A 25,297-nucleotide genomic window follows, 5' to 3' on the forward strand; every position below is an offset into this window, starting at 1 on the left:
GCGACATTGCCCCTCGTTTCCTCTCCCCGCCGGGAGAAGGTGGCCCGAAGGGTCGGATGAGGGGGAAACGTTGCCGGATTTCGGAGAGCTTGCCCCCCTCATCCCGCTGCCGCGGACTTCTTCCCGGCGGGGAGAAGAAACAAGCGGCTATCGCCCGCTCCAGATATCACCTCACAATTTTCTGTCTCAGAAGTGAAATCAGAGGCGCCGATGTTTCATCATTTATGAAGCGGGAGCTATCGAGCTATGCTCAAGTCCCGACGCCGATTTCGGCGAGCCGCGTCAGACAGGCCTCTTCGACATTGTCGAGTTCCGCCAGCGTCTCCTCGATGTCCTTGCGCTTCTGCCTGAGATCGGCGCGTTTTTCATCGACCTTCTTCATCAAAAGCACAAGCTGACCCGATTCGCCCGGCGGCTCCTTGTAGACGTGAATGATCTCGCGAATTTCGGCGATCGTAAATCCAATGCGGCGGCCGCGCAGGATTTCCTGAATGAGACGACGGTCGGCAGCCCTGAAAAGCCGTGTGCGACCGCGGCGCTCAGGGTGAATGAGGCCCTCATCCTCGTAAAAACGCAAGGTGCGGGTGGAAACACCGAATTCGCGTGTCAGTTCGGTTATGCTATAATACTTGTCCAAGGGCCTATCCGATTCATCACCGGATAATATTATTTGACCTTCACGTAAAAGTCAATTTTTGCCATCCGCCTACCCGGAAATACCATACCACCAGGTTGCGATGCCCAGAAAGGCAAAAAAGCCGACGATATCGGTGACCGCAGTCACGAACACCGCGGAAGAAACGGCAGGATCAGCCCCGAATTTGTCCAGAACCAGCGGAATGAGAATGCCGGCCAGCGCCGCCGCCAGCATGTTGAGACACATGGCTGTGGCGATGATGCCACCAATATGGATATCCTGAAACCAGATTCCGGCAACGATGCCAATGGCGCAGCCGAACAACATGCCATTCAGGATACCGACCCCTGCTTCGCGCCGGATAATGCGGGCGGCGTTGTGAATATCGAGGCTTTTGGTCGCCAGCGCCCGCACCGACACCGTCATGGTCTGCGATCCCGCATTGCCGCCCATGCCGGCCACCGCCGGCATCAGGATTGCCAGTGCAATGATCTGCTGGATCGTCGCATCGAACAGGCTGATGACCGAGGCGGACAGAAAGGCGGTGAGCAGGTTGACCGCAAGCCACGGCACACGCGAGCGCGAGGTGCTGACGATACTATCCGACAGCTCTTCATCACCCACGCCGCCGAGGCGCAGCAAGTCCTCTTCAGCCTCTTCCTGAATGACGTCGACCACATCATCGATGGTCAGTACGCCGACCAGCCGGCCGTTATTGTCGACCACGGCGGCGGACAGAAGGTCATATTGCTCGAAAAGCTGCGCCGCCTCTTCCTGGTCCATTTCGGCCGGAATGGCATGGTTGGTCTCGTGCATGATCGTTTCGATCTTCACCTGACGCTTGGCGCGCAGCACCTTGTCGAGATCGAGCGCGCCGACCAGCTTGAAGGTGGGATCGATGACGAATATCTGCGAGAAAGATTCCGGGAGTTCCTCCTCCTCGCGCAGATAATCGATGGTCTGGCCGACGGTCCAGAACGGCGGCACGGCGACGAATTCCGTCTGCATGCGGCGACCGGCCGAGCTTTCCGGATAATCCAGCGCCCGCATCAGCCGCACCCGCTCGGTAAACGGCAGCTGCGAAAGAATATCCTCGCGATCGTCATCGTCGAGATCTTCGAGAATATAGACGGCGTCGTCCGAATCCAGCTCGCCGATACCGGCGGCGATCTGTTCGTTCGACATCTGGTCGACGATATCGAGGCGGATGCCTTCATCCACCTCGGTCAGCGCCGTCATGTCGAAATCGGAACCGAGAAGCCGCACGAGTGCGTGGCGCTGTTCGGGCAGAATGGATTCCAGCACGTCACCGAGTTCGGACTCATGCAGCCGCGCCACATTCTTGCGCAGGAAAAGCAGGTCGCGGTCGGCGATCGCCGCCCCCACCATCGCCAGAAAATCCGAACGGACGGACCCGTCCTCGGCATAGATGTCGGAGGGTGCTTCTGTCGGCCTCAACTCTTCGGGAGCGGCAAGATCGTCGTCACGGTCTGTCATCTGGCGTCCCCCTGTTCTTAAAATGCCGCAGTGCACGAATGCGCAGGCAGAATGGCGTTAAAAAGCGCATTGTCAACAACCGGATAGGCGGAAAACAACAAGCCTCGCAACTGCGACGAAAATGTCATGAACCGCCCTTTCGCGCGACAATAATCCACGAGCGCCGCACTTCGCACAACGCCCCGCAATGCCCGACTGTTCCGCAGAAAACGGCAAGTTAAAGATTGACATATGTCGCCTAAAGACGATTCTGAAGAAGCTTCTTTACATATGATCGGCCTCATTCGCCACATGGCCGATCACGCAGATTTCAGGAAAAATACAGCAATGAGCAAGACGGATTTCATCGGCAAGGCTTCTTCGGCCGCAGGCGGCTGGGGCGCGCTGAAAAGCGTGGGCAAACGGCTTATGGAATCCGGTGCGCCGCTTTCCGGCGCGCGTGCGCTGTTGAAGGCGAACCAGCCCGATGGTTTCGATTGCCCCGGTTGCGCATGGGGCGATCCCGAACACGGGTCTTCCTTCGAATTCTGCGAAAACGGCGTCAAGGCGGTGGCATGGGAAGCGACGGAAGCCCGGGTGCCGCCGGATTTCTTCGCCACCCGCACCGTCTCCAAATTGCGCGGCTGGTCCGACTACGAGCTGGAAAAACAGGGTCGCCTCACCCACCCGATGCGTTACGACCGGGCGACCGACAAATATCTGCCTGTCTCCTGGGACGACGCCTTTGCCGAAATCGGCCGGATTCTCAACAGCCTCGACAATCCGAACCGGGCGGAATTTTATACATCAGGCCGCGCCTCCAACGAGGCCGCCTTCATTTATCAATTGATGGTCCGGCTTTTCGGCACCAACAATTTCCCCGATTGTTCCAACATGTGCCACGAAGCAAGCGGCGTTGGCCTGAAAGCCTCGATCGGTGTCGGCAAGGGCACGGTGCTGCTTGAGGATTTCGAGCACGCCGATGCGATTTTCGTCATCGGCCAGAACCCCGGCACCAACCACCCGCGCATGCTGGGTGATCTGCGCCGGGCAGCCCTTCGTGGCGCGAGGATTGCTGTCTTCAATCCCATTCGCGAAAAAGGTCTGGAGCGTTTTGCCGATCCGCAGGACAAGATCGAGATGATCACCGGCAGCAACACCAGGATCGCTACCAACTATTACCAGCCGCGACAGGGCGGCGACATGGCGGCCGTGCGCGGCATGAGCAAGGCGGTCTTCGCCGCCGACGATGCCGCAAGGGCTGCGGGTGAAGACGCCATCATCGATTACGATTTCATCGCCGAACATGCGGTGGAGTTCGAGGCCTACCGCGCTGCCGTGGACGCGACAAGCTGGGAAACCATTCTCGACCAGTCGGGCCTCACCCGCGCGGAAATCGAGGAAGCGGCACGCATCTACATGAATGCCGGTTCCGTCATCGCCACATGGGCCATGGGCGTCACCCAGCACCGCCACTCGGTCATCATTGTCCGCGAAATCACCAATTTCATGTTGCTGCGCGGCAATATCGGCCGTCCCGGCGCCGGCCTCTGCCCGGTGCGCGGCCACTCCAACGTGCAGGGCGACCGTACCGTCGGCATCGATGAAAAAGCCCCACCTGCCCTTCTCGATGCGCTGGAGAAAGAACTCGGCATTCCCATGCCACGCAAGCCCGGCCACAACACGGTCGAGGCCGTGGCCGCCATGCTGGATGGCGAGGCTCAGACCTTTATCGCGCTTGGCGGCAATTTCATGCGGGCGACACCCGACAGCCCGCTGATCGTCAAGGCGTTCGAAAAGCAGAAGCTGACGGTCAACATCGCCACCAAGCTCAACCATTCGCATCTGGTGCCAGGCGAAACCTCCTTCGTCCTGCCCTGTCTCGGGCGAACGGAAATTGATCTGAATTCATTGGGCCGTCCGCAGATCGTCACCGTCGAAGATTCCATGAGCATGGTGCATGGTTCCGGCGGCATCAACCCGCCCGCTTCGAACGAACTGCGTTCCGAAGTCGCCATCGTCGCCGGCATTGCCCAGGCAACCCTCGGTAATGTCCATGTGAACTGGAAGGCGCTCGCCGATGACTACGATCTCATTCGCGACATGATCGAGCGGGTCATTCCCGGTTTCGACAATTTCAACGAACGCGTCCGCGTGCCGCGCGGTTTTCGTCTGCGCAACACGGCGTCTGAACGGGAATGGAACACGCCGGCGAAAAAGGCGACCTTCTATAGCGGCCCACTGCCCGAAAAGACCGAACACCAGCAGGCGCTGACGCGCGACGACCTATTCGTACTGCAGACATTCCGCAGCCACGATCAGTACAACACCACAATCTACGGCATGGATGATCGTTATCGCGGCGTCTATGGCGAACGCCACGTCATCTTCATGAACCCGAAGGACATGGAGACGCTCGGCGCCCATTCCCGCCAGCGTGTGGATGTCATCGGCGAATATGGCGACGGTGTCGAGCGCATAGCCGAGAATTTCCGGCTGGTGCCCTATAATATCCCGCAGGGCAGCGTCGGCGGTTATTATCCGGAACTGAACGTGCTGGTGCCGCTGTCGAGTTATGGTGAGGGCAGCTTCACACCAACATCGAAATCGGTGCTGGTCTCCATCCGCCTGCGACCGGACGCCTCCTGATGGATGACGAACAATCCGCTGCCGCCTTCATGGCGGCGGTGGAACAGATTGAAGGGCAATCGCAGGAACTGACGGCCACGGGTGCCGCAATCCTTCTGGCAATCCATCTCGATATTGCCACCGATAGCCGCAGCATCGCCAACCGGCTGGGGCTTGCGCATGCCCTCGTTCTGCGCGAAATCGCTGCCCTGTCACCCCGCTTCGTGCGGGTCACGAAACGCGATGCCCGCACGCAGCGTAGCTTCTTGCAGGCAACGGCGGAAGGACAGGCACTGGCCGCGTCCTCCTCCCGGATTTGAAACGAACGGAGCATCCCTTGGCAATCAGGCCGATCCTGCCCTATCCTCATGCCTGCCTGTCCGAAATCTGCGCGCCGGTCACCGCTTTTGATGATCATCTGCAAAATCTGGTGACGGATATGATCGACACCATGCGCGCCGCCCCCGGTGTCGGCATCACCGCGGCCCATATCGGCATAAAACAACGCGTTTTCGTGCTGGAACTGACACCGGGTACCGTTCTGACCTACGTCAATCCTGAAATCATAACCCGGTCCACCCAGACCATGCGCCATATGGAGGGCAGCGTTTCCATGCCCGGTTTCACGGATGAGGTGGAGCGGCCGGATAAGGTCGAGGTACGGTTTCAGGATATATCAGGTGCGGAGCACCGGCAGACCGCCGAAGGATTTCACGCCATCTGCATCCAGCATGAAATCGACCAGCTGGATGGCATTTTCTGGCTTAAACGCCTTTCAAAGCTGAAGCGCGACCGGCTGGTGAAAAAATGGGAAAAGTCTCGCAAGCCGTGATGGTCGGTCGGCAATCGACAGCACGAATTCAGCGTCACCCTTCAATGTGTTGCTGACGGTGCAGATATCCTCGGCCGCATGGGCGAGCGCGTTGCGGGTCGCGTCGTCGAAATCCCCGGCAAACTCGACCTTGATATCGAAACGGATGATGCGATAGGGCTCCGCGGCGGATTTTTCACCGGAGACCTCAACGACGACACCCTCGAAACGATCAAGCAATCCCATTTGGCTTGCCGCGATTCGGGCGCTGAGCGCCAGACAGGCGGCGAGTGAGGAGTAGAGGAGATCGATCGGGTTAAACCCCGGTTCCGAGACACCGGTGACGATCTCCAGCGCGCCGCCGGTCACCGTCGAAATAACCGGGCGACCAAGCCGCCCGAGTTTGGCGGCAGCGCCTACCGGTCTCGACCTCACCTTCGCACTATCAGCCATTCAAACAAATCCTAATTTAATCGCGTGCAACTGAACGCATGGAACAAAAATCTATCTGGCGCTTTTTACTCACACAACGGTGAACGACCGTTGAAACCTTTATTTTACAGGGAGCTGGGACATATGGTTACATCTACGCTCGTCAGCATTCTGATCACCTTCCTGGTGATCGTGCTCGTATTGTGGCTCATCGCAAGACTGCCAGTCGGCGGCGGCGCGAAACAGATCGCGCAGATCATCGTCATCATCATCGGCATTATTTCGCTGCTGAAATATCTCGCGGTCTTCTGATGTCCCGGTGAAGCGCGAACGGAAAAAGGCGGCGAAAGCCGCCTCTTTTTGTTGGAGACTCTCGACCTACTGTCGAGGCTCGAACTGATAGGGTTTCTTGAGCGTAATATCCCGAACGCTGCCAATACCCAGAAACGGCGTATTGTCGGCATCAAAAATCGCCCTGCCCTTCGCCAAAATCCAGCGGACTGAACCATCTGGCAAATTGACCTTGTAACGCTGATCGAAGAACACACCAGTGGTTATGCTGTCGAAAATGGCCTGGGCCACCCGATCACGCATTTCCACATCAATTTTTTCAAGGACTTCTTCGATCGTCACCCCGCGCGACGCCGCCGGTTCGGAAAAACCGTGGCATTCCGCAGTCACCGCATCCATGATCAGCCTGTTATCGGAAATGCTCCACATGTAATAACCGAGCGCATCGTCCGAATCCGTCTTGTCTCCCAGCACGAAAACCCCCGGACATTTTTTTCTGACAAAAGCTAACACCAGACCTCTAATATTCCACCCCTCGTTTTTGTAGGGGTAACCGCCCGGCTACTGCAGCGTGCATCGATATCCACCGAAATTTTATAATGAGTGAATCCATATATCGGTCTCAAAGCCACGATAAATCCTGAATAGACATCGCAAAGCCAACTGCCTGCACCTAAATAGCCTTTCGATGATATTTCGAAGGAGGTGAATATGCTGCGGACCGCTCTTACTTTTGGATTGCTGACGGTGACCGTCGTTCTTGCCGGTTGCCAGACGTGGCACAGCCCATATCGTGGAAATGAGTGGCGGATGGATCAGGTCATGGATGGCGACCCCTACCGTGTCGGTGACGGACAGCGAAACCGACGCTAAGACCGTCCCATTCATTCGATCCGGACGGCGGAAATTCCATATTTTGCCGCCTCCAGATTATAGCACGAGGTGGCTGAAAGAAAAACATTCATGCTGCTAAGGGTGCCCGCAACGCGCGCCGACGGACCTCGCTGTTTCGCAGGACGTGAAGCTAACCAATTGGCTAAAAAAGAAAAAACCCGCCGAAGCGGGTTTCTTTGGTGCGGTCGAGAAGACTCGAACTTCCACGGGTTGCCCCACAGCGACCTCAACGCTGCGCGTCTACCAATTCCGCCACGACCGCATCGTGGTAGATGTCAACTTGCGCCGACGGGGGTGCATGTAGCAAAAGGATTTTCGGTGCACAAGAGCGTCGTGACAGTTTTTTGAAATTAAAAATCGCCCCGACCCACCCTATATGCAGGAAGCCCGGAAATGCTGGGGTTGCCGCCTTGTCGCCATTTTGCGAGAAGGCTGTGGAAAGGACTTTTTCATGCTCACACGCACGGATATCGAGACAAATATGTTCCCCCTCGCCGGTTCGCCGCCCGTTCGCTGGCGAATCTCGGAAGGTCTCGTCCCTTACGGACAGGCGATCGAGGAAATGGAGCGCGAAGTTGCAGCCATCGCCAGCGGCGAGGCGGACGAACTTGTCTGGCTTCTGGAGCATCCGCCGCTTTATACCGCTGGCACCAGCGCCGATGCCGCCGATCTCATCGAGCCAGACCGTTTTCCGGTCTTCGCCACCGGCCGCGGCGGCGAATATACCTATCACGGCCCGGGGCAGCGGGTCGTTTACGTCATGCTCGACTTGAAACGACGCCGGCAGGATGTCCGCGCCTATGTGGCGGCGCTGGAAGACGTGATCATCCGCACGCTGGACAAGATGAATGTTCGCGGCGAGCGGCGCGAAGATCGGGTCGGCGTCTGGGTCAGGCGGCCTGAAAAACCGTTGCTGCCGGGCGGCGGCATGGCCGAGGACAAGATTGCCGCCCTCGGCATCAGGCTGCGCAAATGGGTGAGCTTCCACGGGCTATCGATCAATGTCGACCCTGACCTCGGGCATTTCTCCGGCATCGTTCCCTGCGGCATCAGCGCCTATGGCGTCACCAGCCTTGTCGATCTCGGATTGCCGGTTATGATCGGCGATGTTGACGTTCTGCTGCGTGAGGCCTTCGAGGAGGTTTTCGGCCCGGCAGTGCCCGAAACCGGCGCAGGCGGCTAATCCCACCGCAACCTTTGTCGCAGGCCGGTGTTTGATGCATCGATCATCACAAGAGGAGGAACGACCATGTTCACAACGTCCGCTTATGCCTGCGATGACGGTTCTTCGCCGATGAAGTTCGCGACAATCAAACGTCGCGATCCGGGTCCCCGCGATGTCGAAATCGAGATTGAATTCTGTGGCGTCTGCCACTCGGATATCCACACGGCCCGCAGCGAATGGCCGGGGTCTCTCTACCCCTGCGTTCCCGGCCATGAAATCATCGGCCGCGTCGCCCGACTGGGTTCGGACGTCACAAAGTTCAAGGCAGGCGACCGGGTCGGCGTCGGCTGTATCGTCGATAGCTGTCGTGAATGCGCAAGCTGCGCCGAGGGGCTCGAACAATATTGCGAAAACGGCATGACCGGCACCTATAACTCGCCTGACAAGGCCATGGGCGGCGGCGCGCATACGCTGGGTGGTTATTCCGCCCATGTGGTGGTGGATGACCGCTATGTGCTCAATATTCCCGAAGGGCTCGATCCGGCGGCCGCGGCACCCCTGCTCTGCGCCGGCATAACCACCTATTCCCCGCTGCGACACTGGAATGCCGGCCCCGGCAAACGTGTCGGTGTCGTCGGTCTCGGCGGTCTTGGCCACATGGCCGTCAAGATAGCCAACGCCATGGGCGCAACGGTGGTGATGATCACCACCTCGCCCGGCAAGGCGGAAGACGCAAAGAAGCTCGGTGCCCACGAGGTTATCGTTTCGCGCGACGCCGAACAGATGAAGAAAGCCGTTTCCAGCCTCGATCTCATCATCGACGCGGTTGCGGCCGATCACGACATCGATTCTTATCTTGCGCTGCTGAAGCGCGATGGCGCCCTGGTGCAGGTCGGCGCGCCGGAAAAGCCGCTCTCCGTTCACGCCTTCAGCCTTATCCCCGGCCGCAAGACCTTTGCCGGTTCGATGATCGGCGGCATTCCGGAAACACAGGAAATGCTGGATTTCTGCGCCGAAAAAGGCATAGCCGCCGAAATCGAAATGATCGATATCGGTCAGATCAATGACGCTTATGAACGCATGATAAAAAGCGATGTGCGTTATCGTTTCGTCATTGATATGAAGAGCCTGCCACGCCAGAAAGCCGCCTGATCCTGAGAGGGGGCGGCCTTGTGGGCGCCCCCTTCCTCATTGGACCTTCCGGTCGAAAGCGCAGCCCGAACCATGACCAGCCAGACCGGTTTCAGCGATGTCGCCAAGGGCATGACCATCATGGCGGGCTGCATGTTCGTGCTGCCGGTCATGGATGCGATTGCCAAATACATGGCGGTCAGCGGCGGCATGTCGCCGGCGCAGGTGACCTTTTACCGCTTCTTCTTTCAGGTGGTGTGCACCCTGCCGCTGCTGCTCCTGGTCTCGCCGAAAGCCCTGTTCAGCGCCAAACGGCCGTGGATGAACTGCCTGCGCGGCGTGCTGCATGCCTCGGCCAGCCTGATGTTCTTCGCCGCCGTCAAATACATGCCGCTTGCCGATGTCTTTGCCATCTATTTCGTTGAGCCCTTCATGCTGACGATGATGTCGGCCCTCTTCCTGGGTGACAAAGTCGGCTGGAAGCGCTGGACGGCGATCGTCGTCGGTTTCGGCGGCGCGCTGATCGTCATTCAGCCGAGTTTCGAAATCTTCGGCTGGACTTCACTGCTGCCGGTCGCCTGCGCCTTTCTCTATACGCTTTATCTGTTCCTGAACCGTGCCATTGGTGACGCCGACAGTCCGCTCGTGATGCAGACCATGTCCGGCATTGCCGGCACGATATTCATGGGTGTGGTGCTTCTGGCCGGCGATGCGCTGGGCGACAAGGATTTCACGATGTCGCTTCCACAATCCGGCTTTGCGCTTGTCCTGCTCATCCTGCTGGGATCGATATCCGGCTACATGCACCTGCTGATCGTCAGGGCTTTCAGGCTTGCGCCGCTGTCGCTTCTGGCGCCGTTCCAGTATTTCGAGATCATTTCGGCGACGGTTCTCGGTTATGCGCTGTTTTCGGACTTCCCGACGCCGTCAAAATGGCTCGGCATTCTCATCATCGTCGCATCCGGCCTGTTCATCATCTGGCGGGAAAGCAAGCAGGCGCATGCCACCCCGCCGCTTGACGGGCAATGAGACGCCAAGCCCGCGTTCAAGTGCCCGAGGGCAGCGGTCCTTCGTCGTGATGATCCTGCGCCTCCACGAGGCTGCCAAGCAGCCAGAGGGAAACCTCCGCCGCTTCACCGGCGGATTTGAAGCGATATGAGCCGCTATATTTCGGCATGTCAAAGAAGGTGACGACAAAGCCGTCACCGCTTTCCAGGCTCTCTACCCTGATCCGCTCGGGGTCGATCATCACGCAGACGTAGTGCGATCCCATATTGCGCATGAAGCCGGCCTTGTTGTCATGCAATCGCACGAAGGCCGCACCGCCATCCACCGTCATATGCAGGCTTCGGATTGCCTCATTGGGAAAAGCCCGGGCGAAATCCATGATCGCCTGCCCCACATCATGGCTGTTGTCTTCATCCGTTGCCCGCGTCATGCGCCAGGCATAAACGGCAAAGACCGACAGCAGCACGAAGACGATAATCCAGATCGCCATATTCATCGGGGACGCTCCCTCAGCACTGAAACATCACGACTCGCGAATCGAAACGACGCGAACCTGATTCAGCTTCATAGAGATCGAGGCTTGTGTGAAGTGTGGCTTGTCCGAAGACCGACACGGATGGAAAATCAGAACCGCTTCAGGAACGATGCCTTTGCAAGAGCCCATTGCCGGCGAAGCTGCGACAGTTGCAACTCGCCCTCGAACACGCCCACCCCGGCCTTTCTTGCAGCGAGGATGACCGGTCCGGACAGGGCAACGGGCAGATAGGCGGCAAAGACGGACCTTGGGATTTTCGCGCGTCTTGCCTTTTCCAGATGATCGAGCGCATGGGCGGCAAATAGCTCTATGGCGATGCCGATGCGTTGTCGGTCATCGCCTTCAAGAAAGGTCTCGCGATCGAGCCCGGCGGCCGCGAGCATATCGGCGGGAATATAGACCTGCCCGCGACGGCGATGCAGCGGCATCAGCAGCAGAATGCCAGCCATGGCCTGCGCGACGCCCGCATGTCCGGCCGCCTCCGCGCTGGCCGGAGCGTCTTCCGCCGAGAGCACAAGGCTCGCCAGCTGGATCAGCGCCGAGGCGGTCTCCCCGGCATAACCTTCAAGTGCGTTTCGATCCTCGAAGAGATCGTCATAGAGATCGAAAATGCGCGCCTCGATCATATTGGCCAGCACCGGGCGCGGCAGACGATATTGCTCGATAGCGGTCAAGAGAGCCGCAGCAACGGGATGGGACAGACTGTCGCCATGCGCATTGCCCTCAAGCAGATCGCGCCACCATTGCATGCGCACTTCGCCAGGCAGCGCCTCGCGCACGGAATCGCGGATACGGGCGATCTCGGCATTAAAAGCGTAAAGCGCCGCCAGAGAATTACGTTTATCGGCAGGCGACAGAAGACAGGCGAGATAGCGGTCGCGATCGGTGTCGCGCAGCGTCGCGAGGCAGACGTCGAGATTTTCTGTGGGTGCCATGGTTCCCCGCGCGAAACGTCCTGTCAGCCTTCGACGGCAATCAGCGCCGCAGCGACGGCGCGCGATTCCGAAAGCATGATATTATAGGTGCGCACGGCAGCACCCGTGCTCATCGGGTCGACCGAAATGCCCGCTTCCTTGAAGGCCGCGCGCAGTTCCTTCGGCAGAACACGCATGCCGTCACCCGTACCGATCAACAGCACCTCGATGTCCTGCGCTTCCGCCAGGACCTTTTCGAAATGCCCGATGGTCAACTCTTTCGCATCGACCGGCTCCCAGCCATGAATGCCGGACGGCAGAAGCAGAAGCGAGCCGCGATGCGACATCTCGGCAAAACGGAAACCGCCATTGCCATAGGCATCGATGGGCGCCCGGCCGGGAAAATGGGCCGGGCGTATTTCTATCCCGCCGGCCATCAGACGGCAGGCTTGCCGCCGATGGCGTTGCCGGGCTTTTCATCCTTCTCGTCTTCCGCATCCTTGTTATCGGGACGCAGCTTGAAGGCGATCAGCACGGGCGCGGCAATATAGAGCGAGGAGAACACGCCGATACCGACACCGAACAGCATGGCGAAGGTGAAGGAGCGAATAACCTCGCCACCGAAGAGGTAAAGCGCGAGCAATGCCAGAAGCACGGTCAGACCGGTAAGGATCGTACGCGACAGCGTCTGGTTCAGCGACACGTCGATGACCATCGACAGCGGCATCTTTTTGTAACGCCGGAGGTTTTCGCGGATACGGTCATAGATGACGACGGTATCGTTCAGCGAATAACCGATGATCGTCAGGATCGCCGCGATACTCGTCAGGTTGAATTCAAGCCCAAGGAAGACGAAGAGGCCTATGGTGAAGACCACGTCGTGCACCATCGAGATGACCGCGCCGAGCGCGAACTGCCATTCGAAGCGAACCCAGATATAGACCATGATCGCCGTCATCGCGAGCAGGATGCCGATCGTCGAGGTGAATGTAAGGTCACCCGACACGGCCGGACCGACGACTTCGACGCGGCGGAAATCGTATTTGTCCTCAAGCTCGCCACGCACCATCGTGATGGCGGACTGTTCGGCATTCTCGCCGCCTTCCTGCGCCTGAATGCGGATGAGAACATCCTGCGGCGTGCCGAAGTTCTGCGCCTGGATTTCACCGAGGTTCAGCTGGTTCAGACGATCGCGGATGTCCGCGAGATCTGCCTCACCCTGCTTGGCGCGCACTTCGATGACCGAACCGCCCTGGAAGTCGATGCCGAGGTTCAGGCCCTTGCCAACGAAACCGCCGATGCAGGCGAGCATGATGGCGCCGGTGATCATGAACACCACGCGACGATAACGCATGAAGGGAATATCGCGGCCATCGAACATGGCGGTGCGGACACCCTTCGGCAGGTGTTTCGGACGGCTGCGGCGAACCCAGTAGCCGAACATCCACGCCGTCAGCGTATAGGCGGTGAAGACGGTGGTGATGATACCGACAGCCAGCGTCACCGCAAAGCCCTTGACCGGACCGGTGCCCATGTAGAACAGCACGCTCGCCACGATCAGCGTCGTCAGGTTGGCGTCGATAATGGTCGCAAAGGCGCGGGTAAAGCCGTTATCCAATGACTGGATCAGCGGTTTGCCGCTTTTCACCTCCTCGCGTATTCGCTCATAGATCAGAACGTTGGAATCCACCGCCATACCGATCGTCAGAACGATACCGGCGATACCTGGCAATGTCAGCGTTGATCCGATCACACTGAGGACCGCCAGCAGCATGACGACGTTGACGACAAGGGCGATGTTCGCCAGCAGGCCGAAGAAGCCGTAGAAGACGAACATGAAGATGAGAACGCCGACGGCGCCAATGGCGCTTGCCGTCAGGCCGGCGGTGATGGAGTCGTTACCAAGGCTCGGGCCGACGGTGCGTTCTTCAACGACGGTCAGCGTGGCCGGAAGTGCGCCGGCACGCAGCAGAACCGCGAGGTCGTTTGCACCCTGCACCGAGAAGTTACCGGAAATCTGTCCCGAACCGCCGATGATCGGCTCGCGGATGACAGGTGCGGAAATGACCTGGTTATCCAGCACGATGGCGAAAGGCTTGCCGACATTCTGCTGCGTCGCCTGCGCAAAGCGCTGCGCGCCGCGGCTGTCGAAGCGGAAGGTGACGACCGGCTCGTTGGTCTGCTGGTTGAAGCTCGCCTGCGAATCCACGAGGTTGTCGCCGGAAACGAGAGCACGGCGCTCCACCAGATAGGGAACCGGCGGATCGTCCTGCGAATAGAGAACTTCGGAGGTTGCGGGCGGACGGCCATTCATCGCTTCCTGCACCGGCATGGTGGTGTCGACCATGCGGAAGGACAGCTTTGCCGTCTGGTTGAGAAGCGATTTCAGGCGCTGCGGATCCTGAAGGCCCGGCACCTGCACGATGATGCGGTCGGAACCCTGACGCTGAATGAGCGGCTCGGTGGTGCCGACTTCGTCGACGCGGCGGCGCACGACTTCAATCGACTGCGATACGGCCGATGACAGGCGGTAATCAACGCCTTCATCGGTTAGGTTGAGCCGCAGCAGATTATCGCCGCCGTCACTCATCGTCACTTCGGTGATGGAGCCGCCGACCAGCGTTCCGGCGGAAACCGGCTGCGTCAGATCGCGAAGCGCCGTCTTGGCGGCTTCCAGCTGGGCGGGATCACTGATGCGAACCTGAATCTGCTGGCCGTTGCCGGCAAGCCCGGAATAGCGGATGTTGGCGTCGCGAAGCTGGGTGCGCACATCGCCGACAATCGTCTCAAGCCGTTCCTTGACAATGTCGGAACGCTCGATCTTGAGCATGATGTGCGAGCCGCCCTGAAGGTCGAGACCGAGCGTTACCTTGTTGTCCTTGTACCAGGCAGGCATGCTCTCCAGCTGTTTTTCCGAAAACAGGTTAGGAGAGGCGATAAAGACGCTTGCCAGCACAAGCAGCCAGATGAAGACTGTTTTCCAACGGGAAAAATGAAGCATTTCGATCTCGGTCAGGGTTGGGGTTGCGCGGACAGCGCAACCCGTCAAAATTCGCAATCGGGCGTCCGGTTATCCGGCAGGATCAGGAAGCGGCTTCCGTCTTGACCACTTCACCCTTCACACGCACTTCGGCGATATAAGCGCGGGCAGCGCGGATTTTCACGCCTTCGGCGATTTCGACTTCGAGTTCATTGTCGTCGATGACCTTGGTCACCTTGCCAACGATGCCGCCGCCAAGAACGACCTGATCGCCACGGCGAATGCTGGTCAGTGTTTCCTGGCGCTTCTTCATCTGCGCGCGCTGCGGGCGGATGAGGAAAAAGTACCAGACGACCATAAGGGGCGCAAACAGGAAAAGCATTTCCAGGCCGGAACCGAAGGCCGATGCGCCGCCCGTTGCGTCCTGGGCAAAAGCTTGACTAATGAACATATAAAACTCCTCAACGATTACGGCACGACCTCGTATGCCGCCCCAGCTTTCAAGCCGCCGGAATATAGTGGGGAACGCCGGGATTGCAACAGATGCAAGGCCCACGCCGTACCGATTCCGGACCTCTTAACCTTTATGGGCCGGAAACACCATGCTAGGCCGGTCGCAAAACAGAGTTTTGAACACCAGACAAGCGGAAGAAACACCATGATTCGAGAAGAAACGGCCACCCTGCTTCTTGCCGAACTGCGCCGACTGAATGTTGCCGTGGAGCGGCTGGCCGGCCCGGCCCCCGCCGTAAACGACTGGAATGCAGCCGATTGTTTCGTCTGGTCACCAGTCAATTCGTTTTTGCAGCCCGTCCCCCGCCCCAACCGCATCGCACTCAAACTCATTCGCGGCGTCGATCATGTGCGTGACATCCTGCATGAAAACACCCTGCGTTTCGCCGATGGTTTTCCCGCCAACAACGTGCTGTTGTGGGGCGCGCGCGGCATGGGCAAGTCCTCGCTGGTCAAGGCGGTTCACGAAGATGTGCGCACCGCAAGCGGCGTCCCCCTGAAACTGGTGGAAGTGCACCGTGAGGATATCCACACCCTGCCCGCGTTGCTCGACATACTGAAAATCTCGGATCAGCGCGTCATCCTCTTCTGCGACGATCTCTCTTTCGATCACGACGACACGGCCTACAAATCGCTGAAGGCGGCGCTCGATGGTGGTATCGAAGGGCGGCCGGACAATGTCCTTTTCTATGCGACCTCCAACCGCCGCCATCTGCTGCCACGCCACATGATGGAAAACGAACAATCGACCGCCATCAACCCGTCGGAAGCAGTCGAAGAAAAAGTCTCCCTGTCCGATCGCTTCGGCCTGTGGCTCGGCTTCCATAAATGCGGCCAGGAAGACTATCTGACGATGATCGACAGCTATGCCGAACACTTCGATCTGGGTGTGGACCGCGAAACCCTGCATCACGAAGCGCTGGAATGGGCAACCACCCGCGGCGGCCGCTCTGGCCGCGTTGCCTGGCAATATATTCAGGACGCCGCCGGCCGCTTGAGGAAATCCATCGACCGATAACGCGACAGTGACGGCTGGCGAAAGCCGGTGTCGTTACGGCCACAAAGCGTGTCGTATTTCCGAACGACAAGCCGCGTCCCGCATGGTTTGCTGCAGCCATCCGGTTCCGCTTTGAATTTCAAGGTGGAACAGTCGGAACACCGGCGAAATGCCGGTGGCTGCGGCGGGCGGTGATCGGGAGGCAGGCTGCGACCTTTATGGACACATGACCATTCCCCTTTCCATCCCTTCGCCGAAAAATTCCGCTCGAACCGGACATCGGTTCAGGCGCGTATTTCGACGATATCCTGTCCGCGGAGGAGCGGGCCGGCATTGGCGTTCAACCCGAGGAGGAGATGGATATGAGCAGGAACAGAGGCGTCGTTTACCTGAAGCCCGGACAGGTCGAGGTCCGCGACATCGACGACCCCAAGCTTGAGGCGCCGGATGGCCGCCGTATCGAACACGGCGTTATTCTCAAGGTGATTTCCACAAATATCTGCGGCTCAGACCAGCATATGGTGCGCGGCCGCACCACCGCCATGCCGGGTCTCGTCCTTGGCCATGAAATTACCGGCGAAGTCATCGAAAAAGGCGTCGATGTCGAAATGCTGGAAATCGGCGACATCGTCTCGGTGCCGTTCAACGTTGCCTGCGGCCGTTGCCGTTGCTGCAAGTCGCAGGATACCGGCGTCTGCCTGACGGTGAACCCGTCACGCGCCGGCGGCGCTTACGGTTACGTCGATATGGGCGGCTGGATCGGTGGACAGGCCCGTTATGTCACCATCCCCTATGCCGATTTCAACCTTCTGAAATTCCCCGATCGCGACAAGGCGATGTCGAAGATCCGCGACCTCACCATGCTGTCAGATATCCTGCCGACCGGCTTCCACGGCGCGGTCAAGGCGGGCGTCGGTGTCGGTTCCACGGTCTATGTCGCGGGCGCCGGCCCGGTCGGTCTTGCCGCTGCCGCCTCCGCCCGCATTCTCGGTGCGGCCGTCGTCATGGTCGGTGATTTCAACAAGGATCGCCTCGCCCACGCCGCCCGCGTCGGTTTCGAGCCCGTCGATCTTTCCAAGGGTGACCGCCTGGGCGACATGATTGCCGAGATCGTCGGCACCAACGAGGTCGACAGCGCCATCGACGCCGTCGGTTTCGAGGCACGCGGCCATTCCGGCGGCGAACAGCCGGCCATCGTTCTCAACCAGATGATGGAAATCACCCGCGCCGCCGGCTCCATCGGCATCCCCGGCCTCTACGTCACCGAGGATCCCGGTGCGGTTGACAATGCCGCGAAACAGGGCGCCCTGTCGCTGCGTTTCGGCCTCGGCTGGGCCAAGGCGCAATCCTTCCACACCGGCCAGACGCCGGTGTTGAAATATAACCGCCAGCTCATGCAGGCGATCCTGCATGACCGCCTGCCCATCGCCGACATCGTCAATGCCAAGATCATCGCGCTCGACGATGCCGTGCAGGGTTATGAAAGCTTCGATCAGGGCGCGGCAACCAAGTTCGTCCTCGACCCCCACGGCGATCTGTTGAAAGCGGCCTGACGCCTCGATCAATAGGCAGGAATGACAGAACGCCCGCGACACACCCCGTCGCGGGCGTTTTTGCATGGCCAGGCATGTCTCCGGCCGGAGATATTACGCTTCGCTCTCAGCAAGCGCTTCAAGCTCGGCCACCGCCTCAGCGGAAAGATAAGGCCTGAACAGGCTGGAGACCTGCTGCAGCCCCCAATCCAGCTGCTGCTGCCCGAATTCGCTGACGCCTTCCTGCAGATTGAGATAGGCCGCCCAATAGGTCGAGACGATCCACAGATTGGTCAAAACCGCGTCGCGCTCGCTCTCGGGAATAGTCACCAGACCCGCCTTCTGCATGCGGCCGACAATGTCGCCAACCGCCAGTCGCATTGCGGCGCTTATGGTTCTGACCGGCTCCACCAGTGATGGTGCCAGTGCGATCAGGCCGACCAGATCGCGAAACAGAAAGCGGTAATTCCACACCAGCGAGAACCATTGCCGAAGAAAACCGGCATAGGTGGCCGCGGCCCCCTCGTCTGCCCCGTCAACGGTTGTGACCAGCATCATCGCATCGGCTTCGAACCGCGCAAACAGCGCGAGAACCAGCGCTTCCTTGGTGCGGAAGTGATAATAAAGATTGCCCTCATTAATATCGACCGCAAGGGCGATCTCCGCCGTCGTTACGCGATCAGGTCCGCGTCCGTTGAACAGTTCCAGGGCGGCGTCCAGAATTCTGTCGCGCGTACGTGCTCTGCGTGGTCGCTCCGGCTCATTGCTCTTCATCAAAATCCTGTCCTGCCATTGAAACCTAAGGCATGCACCTTAAATACTTAAAATAAGGTATGCACCTTAACAGCAAAACCCCATTGTTCAAACGCGAATAAGGAGCTGTCGATGATCGGAACCGGCCTTCACACCCCGCCCATGGATAAGACCGGCGCGGCGCCCCTGTCAAAACTGGCCACGGCGCGTCTTGCAATCTCGCTTGTCCGTAACCCGTTAAAAGCCTTGCCGCCGGATATTTTCAGCCAACCCGCCGTCTTCACCCGGCTGGGTGGCACGATGCGCGTTCATCTCGCCGATCCCGTGCTGATCCACGAAGCTCTGGTCAAGCATGCCAATCTGCTTGGCAAGGGTGAAGATGTCCGCCGGGTGCTCGGCCCCGCGCTTGGGCAGGGTCTGCTGACCGCCGATGGCGACCACTGGAAATGGCAAAGGCAATCCGTCGCGGCCGCCTTCCGGCATGAAAAGCTGCTGGAATTGCTGCCGGCCATGATCGAGACGGCGCGGCGCACGCAAGCGCGCTGGCGCTCCCCTTCAATCGGCGACATCGATATCGGCCATGAAATGATGCGCACCACCTTCGACATCATCGTCGAAACCATGATGTCCGGCGGATATGGTATCGACATCGCGCGTGTCGAACAGAGCATCACCGATTATCTGAAGCCGACGGGCTGGACCTTCGCGCTCGCCATGCTGGGCGCACCGGAATGGCTTCCCCATCCCGGCCGGCGCAAATCCCGCGCCGCCGTGGATTATCTGCGCGCCAGCCTTGCAACGGTGATCGCCGGCCGGCGGCAAAACCCCACCGACCGAACCGATCTTGTCTCCATGCTGCTGGAAGCAAAAGACCCGGAGACCGGACGCATGATGAGCGATGAGGAAATCATCGACAATCTTCTGACCTTCATCACCGCCGGCCATGAAACGACGGCACTCGGCCTAGCCTGGACCTTCCACCTTCTGTCGCAGGACAGGGAAACGGAAAGAAAGGTTGTCGAGGAGATTGCGGCCGTCACCGGCGGCGAGCCTGTCGCGGCCGAACATGTCGCCAATCTCACCTATACGAGACAGGTATTTTCGGAGGCGATGCGGCTTTACCCGCCTGCCCCGGTCATCACGCGCACGGCGCTGCAGGATTTCAGGCTCGGAGAGCATGATATTGCGGCCGGAACGGTTCTTTATGTGCCGATCTATGCCGTGCACCGACACGCCGCATTGTGGGATGAACCCGAACGCTTCGACCCGTCACGTTTCGAGCCCGACAGGGTCAAGGCCCGCCACCGTTATGCCTATATGCCCTTCGGCGCCGGCCCGCGCGTCTGCATTGGCAATGCCTTTGCCATGATGGAGGCCGTGGCGATCCTTGCCGTTCTTCTGCAGACCCTCCATCTCGAAAACAGGTCCACGACTGCGGCGGAGCCGCTGATGCGGGTGACATTGCGGCCGCAGGACCGGCTGATGATGAAGATCATGCAGCGCTAAAACAAATCGCCCGCGGTGTAATCACCGCGGGCGACTATTATTGCTGAATATGTCACCTGAAGGTGACGATCACAGATCGACGTCGAGGATCGCCATGGAGAAGTTGTACGAGCGGTCGCCGTCTTCGTCATCGATGTAGACGACGCCGAGAAACTCTTCGCCAAGATACACTTCGGCGGAATCGTCTTTGCGCGGACGCGCCTTGACAATCATCTTCTCGTTGAAGGTGCGCTTGAAATAGGCGTCGAGTTTTTTGATTTCGTCGGCTTTCACCAGTATTCTCCTGTGCGGTTCGGGTTGGCCGCTTTTGGCATGGGACAAAGGCCAAAGTAAAGTGAAAGCGGCGCATCATCCGTGTCTTCCACACGGACGAGCGCAATATTCACGACCTGTCAGATATCGGCCCCGATAACCTGGTCCATCAGACGCGAGGGTTCCGAACACCCTGCTTCTCCTACCACGCGCGCCGGCACGCCGGCCACGGTGGTCTTTGGCGGAACCGGTTTCAACACCACCGAACCGGCGGCAATGCGCGAGCAGCTGCCGATCTCGATATTGCCGAGGATTTTGGCGCCCGCGCCGATCATCACGCCATTGGCGATCTTCGGATGGCGATCTGCGCCCTCCTTGCCGGTACCGCCAAGCGTCACGCCATGCAGGATGGAAACGTTGTCACCGATAACGGCGGTCTCACCAACCACCAGTCCGGTGGCATGGTCGAGGAAGATGCCCTTGCCGATGCGTGCGGCGGGGTTGATATCCGTCTGGAAGATGCTCGATGAGCGACTTTGCAGGTAAAACGCAAAATCCCGGCGGCCCTTCGCAAGCAGCCAGTGCGCGAGGCGATGGGTCTGGATGGCGTGGAAGCCCTTGAAATAAAGCAGCGGCTCCATGAAACGCGTGCAGGCCGGGTCGCGGTCGTAAACGGCCTGAATATCGACGCGCAGCACGCTGCCCCATTCCGGCCAGTCATCCAGCATGTCCTGGAAGGTCTGGCGCAGAAGCACGGCCTGCATGTCGGGATGATCGAGGAGTTCGCAGATACGATAGATCACACATTCTTCGAGAGACCGGTGATTGAGGATCGTCGAATAAAGAAAGGCTGAAAGCAGCGGGTCCTGAGCTGCGGCGCTACGCGCTTCATGCAGCAGGCTGCCCCAGATCGGATCGACGATCGCCAGCTGTTCGGGCTGACGGGCCTCGGTACGTGCGACCATGAACGGTCTCCTCGTTTGCAGTGGTCGTTCTTTATACAGAAAAAGACGTGCATAAGAAATGGGATTCGAATGACGACTTTAAAGACGGCAAAGCTTCAGTTTTTCTTCATGCAGCATGAAAAACCGTTTCTTGCTGCCTGGAGCGTTGCCGCACGAAAAACAGGGTTCCGCTTTCCCGGAAATGCTCCGGATCAAAGCGAGCGGTAAAATTCCAGCACCGCCGCCTTGAACACCCGGTCGCCAACGGCCAGCATATGGTCGCGACCGGGAATGTCGATTGCCCGCGCATGCGGCATGATCGCGGCGAGTTCCGCGCCCGATCCGGCAATATCATCATTCGTTCCAACCGCAATCAATGTCGGCGCTTCGATCTTTGCCGCCTGTTCAGGCGTGACGAGAACCCGCGACGTTTCGATACAGGCGGCAAGCGCCAGCCGGTCGCTCTTCGTCTGGTCGGCAAAGGCCCGGAACATGCGGCCGCGCTCATGGGTGACGACATCGAGCGAGGGCGCAAGAAGCGCCTCGGCGATCGGATCCCAGTCGCCCACGCCTTCTACCATGCCGATGCCGAGCCCACCGAAGACCAGCGAACGCACACGCTCCGGATGGGCCATGGCGAGGAAGGCCGAAATCCGCGCCCCCATGGAGTAACCCATCACATGCGCTTCCGAGATGCCGAGATGATTGAGCAGCGCCACCGCGTCCCCGGCCATCACCGGCGGATAATAGGCTTCAGAATCGTGCGGCTTGTCGCTTGCGCCATGGCCGCGATTATCGATGGCAATCACCCGGTAACCCGCATCGCCCAGCGTCTTCAGCCAGCCGGGATGCACCCAGTTGACATTGGCGCTGGAGGCAAAGCCGTGGATCAGCAAAACCGGATCACCCGCCGGATCGCCCTCGTCGAAATAAGCAAGGCGCAAGCCGTCATGGGAAAAATCTGAAAATTGCGGCACGTTGAGATTCATCAAGGACATCCTTTTTGCCGGACCATATGGCAGGAAAGCACAAGATTGAACATGTTTCCTGACGATTTTTATGGAGATGCAATGCGTTTGAGGCTACATATCCGCAACGAAGAGCCGCTGCGCGACGATGGATTGCGGCTCGATAACGATATTGCATTTGGAGACGAACATGGCCGGGCATTCCATTCCCCACTTCCAGAACGATGGCGGACACAGCGTAATCGAGATCGGCGTCAAGGAATTCATGTGCACCGGCGCTTCCGTGCCTTACGATCACCCGCATATCTTCATCGATATGGGCGACGACAACGAGAAGGTCTGTTCCTACTGCTCCACCCTTTTCCGCTACAATCCGTCGCTGAAGGCCGAGCAGACCAATCCTCCGGGCTGCGTCTTCCATGTGAAGGCCGCCTGACCTCCACTTTTGCTGATCGGGCCGCATCATGCCCATAAAATCCGTAGCCATTGTCGGTGCCGGCATCGCCGGTCTCACCGCTGCCCTTTCCTTTGCCCGGCACGGTATCGACTGTGACATCATTGAACAGGCAGGCGAGCTGACGGAGGTCGGTGCCGGCCTGCAGCTCTCCCCCAACGCCGCCCGCATTCTCGCCGAACTCGGTGTGCTGCCCGAGATCGAGGCGCGCTGGACCGAACCGGTCAGCGTCGATCTCGCCTCCGGCAAGTCACTGGCCACGCTATTGTCGCTGCCAATGGGCGCGGTGGCTCGCACCCGCTGGGGCGCACCCTATGGCGTGCTGCATCGTTCGACGTTGCAAAGCGCACTTCTGAATGCGGTCAAGGATAATCCGCTCTGCCGCCTGCATCTCGGCAAGCGCATCGAAAACGCCACAGTCGATGTCATCGCCGCAACCACCTTCCGCGATCACGATCTGATCGTTGGTGCCGACGGCGTCTGGTCGGCGGCCCGCTTTGCCGTGCCTTCCGCGCCGACAGCCACCTTTTCCGGCAATATCGCCTGGCGCTTCACCGTCAGCGAAAACGACGTTCCACCGGCCATCAATAAAAGCGCCGTCACGGCCTATCTCGGCTCGGGCGGCCATATCGTCGCCTATCCGCTGAAGGAAGTCGGCGGTTTCAACATCGTCGCAATCGCGCTTGGCGCCGATCCCGGCGCCACATGGCGGGCCGAATCGAGTGGACGGCAGAAAACCATGCTGCTCGAACAGTTTCGCGGCTGGAGCCCTGATCTGCTGCGGCTGCTGGAAAAGGCTGAGAACCCCACCTTCTGGCCGCTCTATCAGGCCGGCCCCGGACGCTGGCATAATGGCCGCGACACGGTACTGATCGGCGACGCGGCCCACGCCATGATGCCTTTCGCGGCACAGGGGGCGGCCATGGCAATAGAGGATGCATTTGAACTCGCGGGAACAATGGCAGGCAATGGAGGCGCAGCCTCCCTACCCGTGCCGCAAGCCCTTGCCGCCTTTGAGGCTCTGCGCCTGCCGCGCATAGAAAAGGCCCGCAAGCGGGCCTCTCTCAATCGTTTTGCCTATCATGCAAAAGGCCCGGTTCGTATTGCCAGGGACTTCGTATTTTCCACGCGTCCCTCAGAGGCCTTCCTTGGCGATTTCGACTGGCTCTATGGCTATCACGCAAAGGGCTAAGCAGTAGGGTCTGGGCACTGGAGCCTGACTAGACCCCAGCCGCGGCTGCGAAGCCGACTTCGAGGTCCTTTTTCAGATCGGCTATGTCTTCGAGCCCGATCTGCAGGCGGATGACCGGTCCCTCCGAAGGCCCCTTCGCAATGGTCCTGTCGATGAGCGACACCGAAACCGCAAGCGATTCGTATCCGCCCCAGGAATAGCCAAGCCCGAAGAAGGTCAAGGCATCGAGGAAGGCCGACGCCGCCTGTTTGTATTTGCCCTCTTCCGCCTTCAAGACAAAGGAGAACACGCCGCTCGCGCCCTTGAAATCGCGCTTCCACATTTCATGGCCGGCAAAGCTCGGCAATGCCGGATGCAGAACACGCACGACATCGTCACGGCCTTCCAGCCACTGGGCAATATCCAGTGCGCTTTTCTGATGGTGTTCCAGCCTGATGCCCATGGTGCGCATGCCGCGCAGGATCTGGTAGGCGTCATCGGAGGTAACGCAGATGCCGAGATTGGTATTGGCCTGGTAAAGCGCTTTCCAGTGCTTTTCATTGGCCGAGACGAAGCCCATCAGCACATCGGAATGCCCCGAGGGATATTTGGTGGCGGCGTGAATGGAAATATCGACGCCAAAATCAAGCGGCTTGAAATAAAGCGGTGTCGCCCAGGTATTGTCCATCGTGACTACGCAGTCATGCCTGTGGGCGATCTCCGTGATCACCCGGACATCCTGAATCTCGAACGTATTGGAACCCGGCGCTTCCAGATGCACGAGTTTCGTATTCGGCCGGATCAGCGCCTCGATCCCGGCCCCGATCGCCGGATCGTAATATTCGATCTCCACGCCCAGTTTCTTCAGCATCGTGTTGCAGAAGCGGCGTGTGGGGAAATAGACGGAATCGACGACAAGCGCATGATCGCCCGCACCGAGATAGGCAAGGAATGGCACGGTGATCGCAGCAAGGCCCGACGGCACGAGGATAGTTCCGAAAGAACCTTCCAGCTCGTTGACGAGGTTGCACAGCGCGTCCGTCGTCGGCGTGCCATGGGTGCCATAGGTGTATTTCTGGTTTTCAGTCGAAAGCGTTTCCGCGTCGGGAAAAAGCACGGTCGAGCCGCGCACGATGGGCGGATTGACGAAACCGAAACAGTCTGCGGGATCGTTGCCGCCATGGGTCAGGCGCGTATTCACACCTGCGGCGGAAAGCAGGTCATTTGTCTTGGTCATTTCAGATCAGCTTTCGAAGAATATTGACGCGTGCGACAATGCTGAGAGCCAGAGGCAAGGTCAAGCCC

27 protein-coding genes and 1 tRNA gene are annotated in these 25,297 nt (G+C 59.2%); 13 read left to right on the forward strand and 15 right to left on the reverse strand.

The window, feature by feature from the left end; translation table 11 throughout:
- Nucleotides 1-250 precede the first annotated feature (250 nt).
- Nucleotides 251-637 (reverse strand): MerR family transcriptional regulator, encoded by a 387-nt coding sequence (locus tag PL640_RS07190; RefSeq protein WP_046800119.1) that lies wholly within the window; start codon nt 635-637, stop codon nt 251-253.
- Between the two features lie 69 nt (nt 638-706).
- The gene (gene mgtE, locus PL640_RS07195) at nt 707-2,134 is read right to left on the reverse strand and encodes a magnesium transporter (RefSeq protein WP_271361256.1); all 1,428 of its coding nucleotides are present in this window, start codon (nt 2,132-2,134) and stop codon (nt 707-709) included.
- 327 nt (nt 2,135-2,461) lie between these two features.
- Here mgtE and PL640_RS07200 point away from each other — a divergent pair, with 327 nt between their 5' ends.
- From PL640_RS07200 to PL640_RS07210, 3 genes are read left to right on the forward strand one after another with little or no spacing between them, the layout of a single operon-like run.
- Nucleotides 2,462-4,762: an FdhF/YdeP family oxidoreductase gene (locus PL640_RS07200; protein ID WP_271361257.1), complete on the forward strand. Its 2,301-nt coding sequence runs from the start codon at nt 2,462-2,464 to the stop codon at nt 4,760-4,762.
- Nucleotides 4,762-5,061 (forward strand): hypothetical protein, encoded by a 300-nt coding sequence (locus PL640_RS07205; RefSeq protein WP_271361258.1) that lies wholly within the window; start codon nt 4,762-4,764, stop codon nt 5,059-5,061. Before PL640_RS07200 ends, PL640_RS07205 begins: the two co-directional genes overlap by 1 nt.
- Before the next feature lie 17 nt (nt 5,062-5,078).
- On the forward strand, nt 5,079-5,573 hold the full coding sequence (locus PL640_RS07210; RefSeq protein ID WP_271361259.1) for a peptide deformylase: 495 nt from the start codon (nt 5,079-5,081) through the stop codon (nt 5,571-5,573).
- Here the strand turns inward: PL640_RS07210 and PL640_RS07215 are convergent.
- Nucleotides 5,517-6,005: an OsmC family protein gene (locus PL640_RS07215; protein ID WP_271361260.1), complete on the reverse strand. Its 489-nt coding sequence runs from the start codon at nt 6,003-6,005 to the stop codon at nt 5,517-5,519. The genes PL640_RS07210 and PL640_RS07215 overlap by 57 nt on opposite strands.
- 123 nt (nt 6,006-6,128) lie before the next feature.
- Between PL640_RS07215 and PL640_RS07220 the strand changes: the two genes are divergently transcribed.
- Nucleotides 6,129-6,296 (forward strand): Thivi_2564 family membrane protein, encoded by a 168-nt coding sequence (locus PL640_RS07220; protein WP_003495928.1) that lies wholly within the window; start codon nt 6,129-6,131, stop codon nt 6,294-6,296.
- Between the two features lie 66 nt (nt 6,297-6,362).
- Here PL640_RS07220 and PL640_RS07225 read toward each other — a convergent pair whose 3' ends face one another.
- Nucleotides 6,363-6,788 (reverse strand): PAS domain-containing protein, encoded by a 426-nt coding sequence (locus PL640_RS07225; protein WP_142839802.1) that lies wholly within the window; start codon nt 6,786-6,788, stop codon nt 6,363-6,365.
- Between the two features lie 198 nt (nt 6,789-6,986).
- On the opposite strand from PL640_RS07225, the gene PL640_RS07230 reads away from it, so the two are divergent.
- Nucleotides 6,987-7,148: a hypothetical protein gene (locus PL640_RS07230; RefSeq protein WP_271361261.1), complete on the forward strand. Its 162-nt coding sequence runs from the start codon at nt 6,987-6,989 to the stop codon at nt 7,146-7,148.
- A gap of 198 nt (nt 7,149-7,346) precedes the next feature.
- On the opposite strand, the gene PL640_RS07235 is transcribed toward PL640_RS07230, so the two are convergent.
- A tRNA-Leu gene (locus PL640_RS07235) sits at nt 7,347-7,431 on the reverse strand.
- Between the two features lie 189 nt (nt 7,432-7,620).
- On the opposite strand from PL640_RS07235, the gene lipB reads away from it, so the two are divergent.
- The 3 genes from lipB to PL640_RS07250 all read left to right on the forward strand — a co-directional run bounded on the left by lipB (nt 7,621) and on the right by PL640_RS07250 (nt 10,494).
- Nucleotides 7,621-8,352 carry a lipoyl(octanoyl) transferase LipB gene (lipB, locus tag PL640_RS07240; RefSeq protein WP_271361262.1) on the forward strand — a complete coding sequence of 244 codons (732 nt, stop codon included), beginning with the start codon at nt 7,621-7,623 and terminating at the stop codon, nt 8,350-8,352.
- A 66-nt stretch (nt 8,353-8,418) separates the two neighbouring features.
- Entirely contained in the window at nt 8,419-9,486 is a 1,068-nt protein-coding gene (locus tag PL640_RS07245; protein ID WP_271361263.1) for an NAD(P)-dependent alcohol dehydrogenase, read from the forward strand.
- Between the two features lie 72 nt (nt 9,487-9,558).
- Nucleotides 9,559-10,494, forward strand: a complete 936-nt coding sequence (locus PL640_RS07250) for a DMT family transporter (RefSeq protein WP_269699618.1) — start codon at nt 9,559-9,561, stop codon at nt 10,492-10,494.
- A 16-nt stretch (nt 10,495-10,510) separates the two neighbouring features.
- Here the strand turns inward: PL640_RS07250 and PL640_RS07255 are convergent, their stop codons facing one another.
- The 5 genes from PL640_RS07255 to yajC form a co-directional block, all read right to left on the reverse strand.
- Nucleotides 10,511-10,969 carry a hypothetical protein gene (locus tag PL640_RS07255; protein ID WP_046800099.1) on the reverse strand — a complete coding sequence of 153 codons (459 nt, stop codon included), beginning with the start codon at nt 10,967-10,969 and terminating at the stop codon, nt 10,511-10,513.
- 128 nt (nt 10,970-11,097) lie between these two features.
- On the reverse strand, nt 11,098-11,943 hold the full coding sequence (locus PL640_RS07260; RefSeq protein WP_269699619.1) for a phytoene/squalene synthase family protein: 846 nt from the start codon (nt 11,941-11,943) through the stop codon (nt 11,098-11,100).
- A gap of 23 nt (nt 11,944-11,966) precedes the next feature.
- Nucleotides 11,967-12,359, reverse strand: coding sequence for an Mth938-like domain-containing protein (locus tag PL640_RS07265; protein ID WP_269699620.1), 393 nt, complete (start codon nt 12,357-12,359; stop codon nt 11,967-11,969).
- A complete protein-coding gene (secDF, locus tag PL640_RS07270) occupies nt 12,359-14,923 on the reverse strand; it encodes a protein translocase subunit SecDF (RefSeq protein ID WP_269699621.1) in 2,565 nt (854 codons plus the stop codon). Before secDF ends, PL640_RS07265 begins: the two co-directional genes overlap by 1 nt.
- A gap of 82 nt (nt 14,924-15,005) precedes the next feature.
- Entirely contained in the window at nt 15,006-15,353 is a 348-nt protein-coding gene (yajC, locus tag PL640_RS07275; protein ID WP_003495911.1) for a preprotein translocase subunit YajC, read from the reverse strand.
- A gap of 207 nt (nt 15,354-15,560) precedes the next feature.
- Between yajC and PL640_RS07280 the strand changes: the two genes are divergently transcribed.
- Nucleotides 15,561-16,433, forward strand: a complete 873-nt coding sequence (locus PL640_RS07280; protein ID WP_271361264.1) for an ATP-binding protein — start codon at nt 15,561-15,563, stop codon at nt 16,431-16,433.
- Between the two features lie 341 nt (nt 16,434-16,774).
- Nucleotides 16,775-17,965 (forward strand): formaldehyde dehydrogenase, glutathione-independent, encoded by a 1,191-nt coding sequence (gene fdhA, locus PL640_RS07285; RefSeq protein ID WP_046800115.1) that lies wholly within the window; start codon nt 16,775-16,777, stop codon nt 17,963-17,965.
- A 93-nt stretch (nt 17,966-18,058) separates the two neighbouring features.
- On the opposite strand, the gene PL640_RS07290 is transcribed toward fdhA, so the two are convergent.
- Nucleotides 18,059-18,718 carry a TetR/AcrR family transcriptional regulator gene (locus PL640_RS07290; protein ID WP_271361265.1) on the reverse strand — a complete coding sequence of 220 codons (660 nt, stop codon included), beginning with the start codon at nt 18,716-18,718 and terminating at the stop codon, nt 18,059-18,061.
- Nucleotides 18,719-18,829: 111 nt separating this feature from the next.
- Between PL640_RS07290 and PL640_RS07295 the strand changes: the two genes are divergently transcribed.
- Complete coding sequence (locus PL640_RS07295; protein ID WP_271361266.1) at nt 18,830-20,203, forward strand: cytochrome P450; 1,374 nt, start codon at nt 18,830-18,832, stop codon at nt 20,201-20,203.
- A gap of 69 nt (nt 20,204-20,272) precedes the next feature.
- On the opposite strand, the gene PL640_RS07300 is transcribed toward PL640_RS07295, so the two are convergent.
- The 3 genes from PL640_RS07300 to PL640_RS07315 form a co-directional block, all read right to left on the reverse strand.
- Nucleotides 20,273-20,476, reverse strand: a complete 204-nt coding sequence (locus PL640_RS07300; protein WP_003502851.1) for a DUF3126 family protein — start codon at nt 20,474-20,476, stop codon at nt 20,273-20,275.
- Nucleotides 20,477-20,595: 119 nt separating this feature from the next.
- Nucleotides 20,596-21,420 carry a serine O-acetyltransferase gene (gene cysE, locus PL640_RS07310; RefSeq protein ID WP_046800091.1) on the reverse strand — a complete coding sequence of 275 codons (825 nt, stop codon included), beginning with the start codon at nt 21,418-21,420 and terminating at the stop codon, nt 20,596-20,598.
- A gap of 191 nt (nt 21,421-21,611) precedes the next feature.
- Entirely contained in the window at nt 21,612-22,388 is a 777-nt protein-coding gene (locus PL640_RS07315) for an alpha/beta fold hydrolase (RefSeq protein WP_271361267.1), read from the reverse strand.
- A 169-nt stretch (nt 22,389-22,557) separates the two neighbouring features.
- On the opposite strand from PL640_RS07315, the gene PL640_RS07320 reads away from it, so the two are divergent.
- Nucleotides 22,558-22,803 carry a zinc-finger domain-containing protein gene (locus PL640_RS07320; RefSeq protein WP_046800090.1) on the forward strand — a complete coding sequence of 82 codons (246 nt, stop codon included), beginning with the start codon at nt 22,558-22,560 and terminating at the stop codon, nt 22,801-22,803.
- Between the two features lie 28 nt (nt 22,804-22,831).
- Nucleotides 22,832-24,013, forward strand: coding sequence for an FAD-dependent monooxygenase (locus tag PL640_RS07325; RefSeq protein WP_271361268.1), 1,182 nt, complete (start codon nt 22,832-22,834; stop codon nt 24,011-24,013).
- A 28-nt stretch (nt 24,014-24,041) separates the two neighbouring features.
- On the opposite strand, the gene PL640_RS07330 is transcribed toward PL640_RS07325, so the two are convergent.
- Complete coding sequence (locus PL640_RS07330) at nt 24,042-25,229, reverse strand: cystathionine beta-lyase (protein ID WP_271361269.1); 1,188 nt, start codon at nt 25,227-25,229, stop codon at nt 24,042-24,044.
- Nucleotides 25,230-25,297 lie beyond the last annotated feature (68 nt).

Origin of the sequence: Agrobacterium sp. ST15.16.024 (assembly GCF_027956545.1) — a bacterium.
Taxonomy (GTDB): Bacteria; Pseudomonadota; Alphaproteobacteria; order Rhizobiales; family Rhizobiaceae; genus Agrobacterium; species Agrobacterium cucumeris.

What these genes read in the sequence shown, in the direction of transcription:
- mgtE (WP_271361256.1), bottom strand. Translation starts at nt 2,134, where the DNA reads ATGACAGACCGTGACGACGATCTTGCCGCTCCCGAAGAGTTGAGGCCG.
- PL640_RS07200 (WP_271361257.1), top strand. Translation starts at nt 2,462, where the DNA reads ATGAGCAAGACGGATTTCATCGGCAAGGCTTCTTCGGCCGCAGGCGGC.
- PL640_RS07205 (WP_271361258.1), top strand. Translation starts at nt 4,762, where the DNA reads ATGGATGACGAACAATCCGCTGCCGCCTTCATGGCGGCGGTGGAACAG.
- PL640_RS07215 (WP_271361260.1), bottom strand. Translation starts at nt 6,005, where the DNA reads ATGGCTGATAGTGCGAAGGTGAGGTCGAGACCGGTAGGCGCTGCCGCC.
- PL640_RS07220 (WP_003495928.1), top strand. Translation starts at nt 6,129, where the DNA reads ATGGTTACATCTACGCTCGTCAGCATTCTGATCACCTTCCTGGTGATC.
- PL640_RS07230 (WP_271361261.1), top strand. Translation starts at nt 6,987, where the DNA reads ATGCTGCGGACCGCTCTTACTTTTGGATTGCTGACGGTGACCGTCGTT.
- lipB (WP_271361262.1), top strand. Translation starts at nt 7,621, where the DNA reads ATGCTCACACGCACGGATATCGAGACAAATATGTTCCCCCTCGCCGGT.
- PL640_RS07245 (WP_271361263.1), top strand. Translation starts at nt 8,419, where the DNA reads ATGTTCACAACGTCCGCTTATGCCTGCGATGACGGTTCTTCGCCGATG.
- PL640_RS07250 (WP_269699618.1), top strand. Translation starts at nt 9,559, where the DNA reads ATGACCAGCCAGACCGGTTTCAGCGATGTCGCCAAGGGCATGACCATC.
- PL640_RS07255 (WP_046800099.1), bottom strand. Translation starts at nt 10,969, where the DNA reads ATGAATATGGCGATCTGGATTATCGTCTTCGTGCTGCTGTCGGTCTTT.
- PL640_RS07260 (WP_269699619.1), bottom strand. Translation starts at nt 11,943, where the DNA reads ATGGCACCCACAGAAAATCTCGACGTCTGCCTCGCGACGCTGCGCGAC.
- PL640_RS07265 (WP_269699620.1), bottom strand. Translation starts at nt 12,359, where the DNA reads ATGGCCGGCGGGATAGAAATACGCCCGGCCCATTTTCCCGGCCGGGCG.
- secDF (WP_269699621.1), bottom strand. Translation starts at nt 14,923, where the DNA reads ATGCTTCATTTTTCCCGTTGGAAAACAGTCTTCATCTGGCTGCTTGTG.
- yajC (WP_003495911.1), bottom strand. Translation starts at nt 15,353, where the DNA reads ATGTTCATTAGTCAAGCTTTTGCCCAGGACGCAACGGGCGGCGCATCG.
- PL640_RS07280 (WP_271361264.1), top strand. Translation starts at nt 15,561, where the DNA reads ATGATTCGAGAAGAAACGGCCACCCTGCTTCTTGCCGAACTGCGCCGA.
- fdhA (WP_046800115.1), top strand. Translation starts at nt 16,775, where the DNA reads ATGAGCAGGAACAGAGGCGTCGTTTACCTGAAGCCCGGACAGGTCGAG.
- PL640_RS07290 (WP_271361265.1), bottom strand. Translation starts at nt 18,718, where the DNA reads ATGAAGAGCAATGAGCCGGAGCGACCACGCAGAGCACGTACGCGCGAC.
- PL640_RS07295 (WP_271361266.1), top strand. Translation starts at nt 18,830, where the DNA reads ATGATCGGAACCGGCCTTCACACCCCGCCCATGGATAAGACCGGCGCG.
- cysE (WP_046800091.1), bottom strand. Translation starts at nt 21,420, where the DNA reads ATGGTCGCACGTACCGAGGCCCGTCAGCCCGAACAGCTGGCGATCGTC.
- PL640_RS07315 (WP_271361267.1), bottom strand. Translation starts at nt 22,388, where the DNA reads ATGAATCTCAACGTGCCGCAATTTTCAGATTTTTCCCATGACGGCTTG.
- PL640_RS07320 (WP_046800090.1), top strand. Translation starts at nt 22,558, where the DNA reads ATGGCCGGGCATTCCATTCCCCACTTCCAGAACGATGGCGGACACAGC.
- PL640_RS07325 (WP_271361268.1), top strand. Translation starts at nt 22,832, where the DNA reads ATGCCCATAAAATCCGTAGCCATTGTCGGTGCCGGCATCGCCGGTCTC.
- PL640_RS07330 (WP_271361269.1), bottom strand. Translation starts at nt 25,229, where the DNA reads ATGACCAAGACAAATGACCTGCTTTCCGCCGCAGGTGTGAATACGCGC.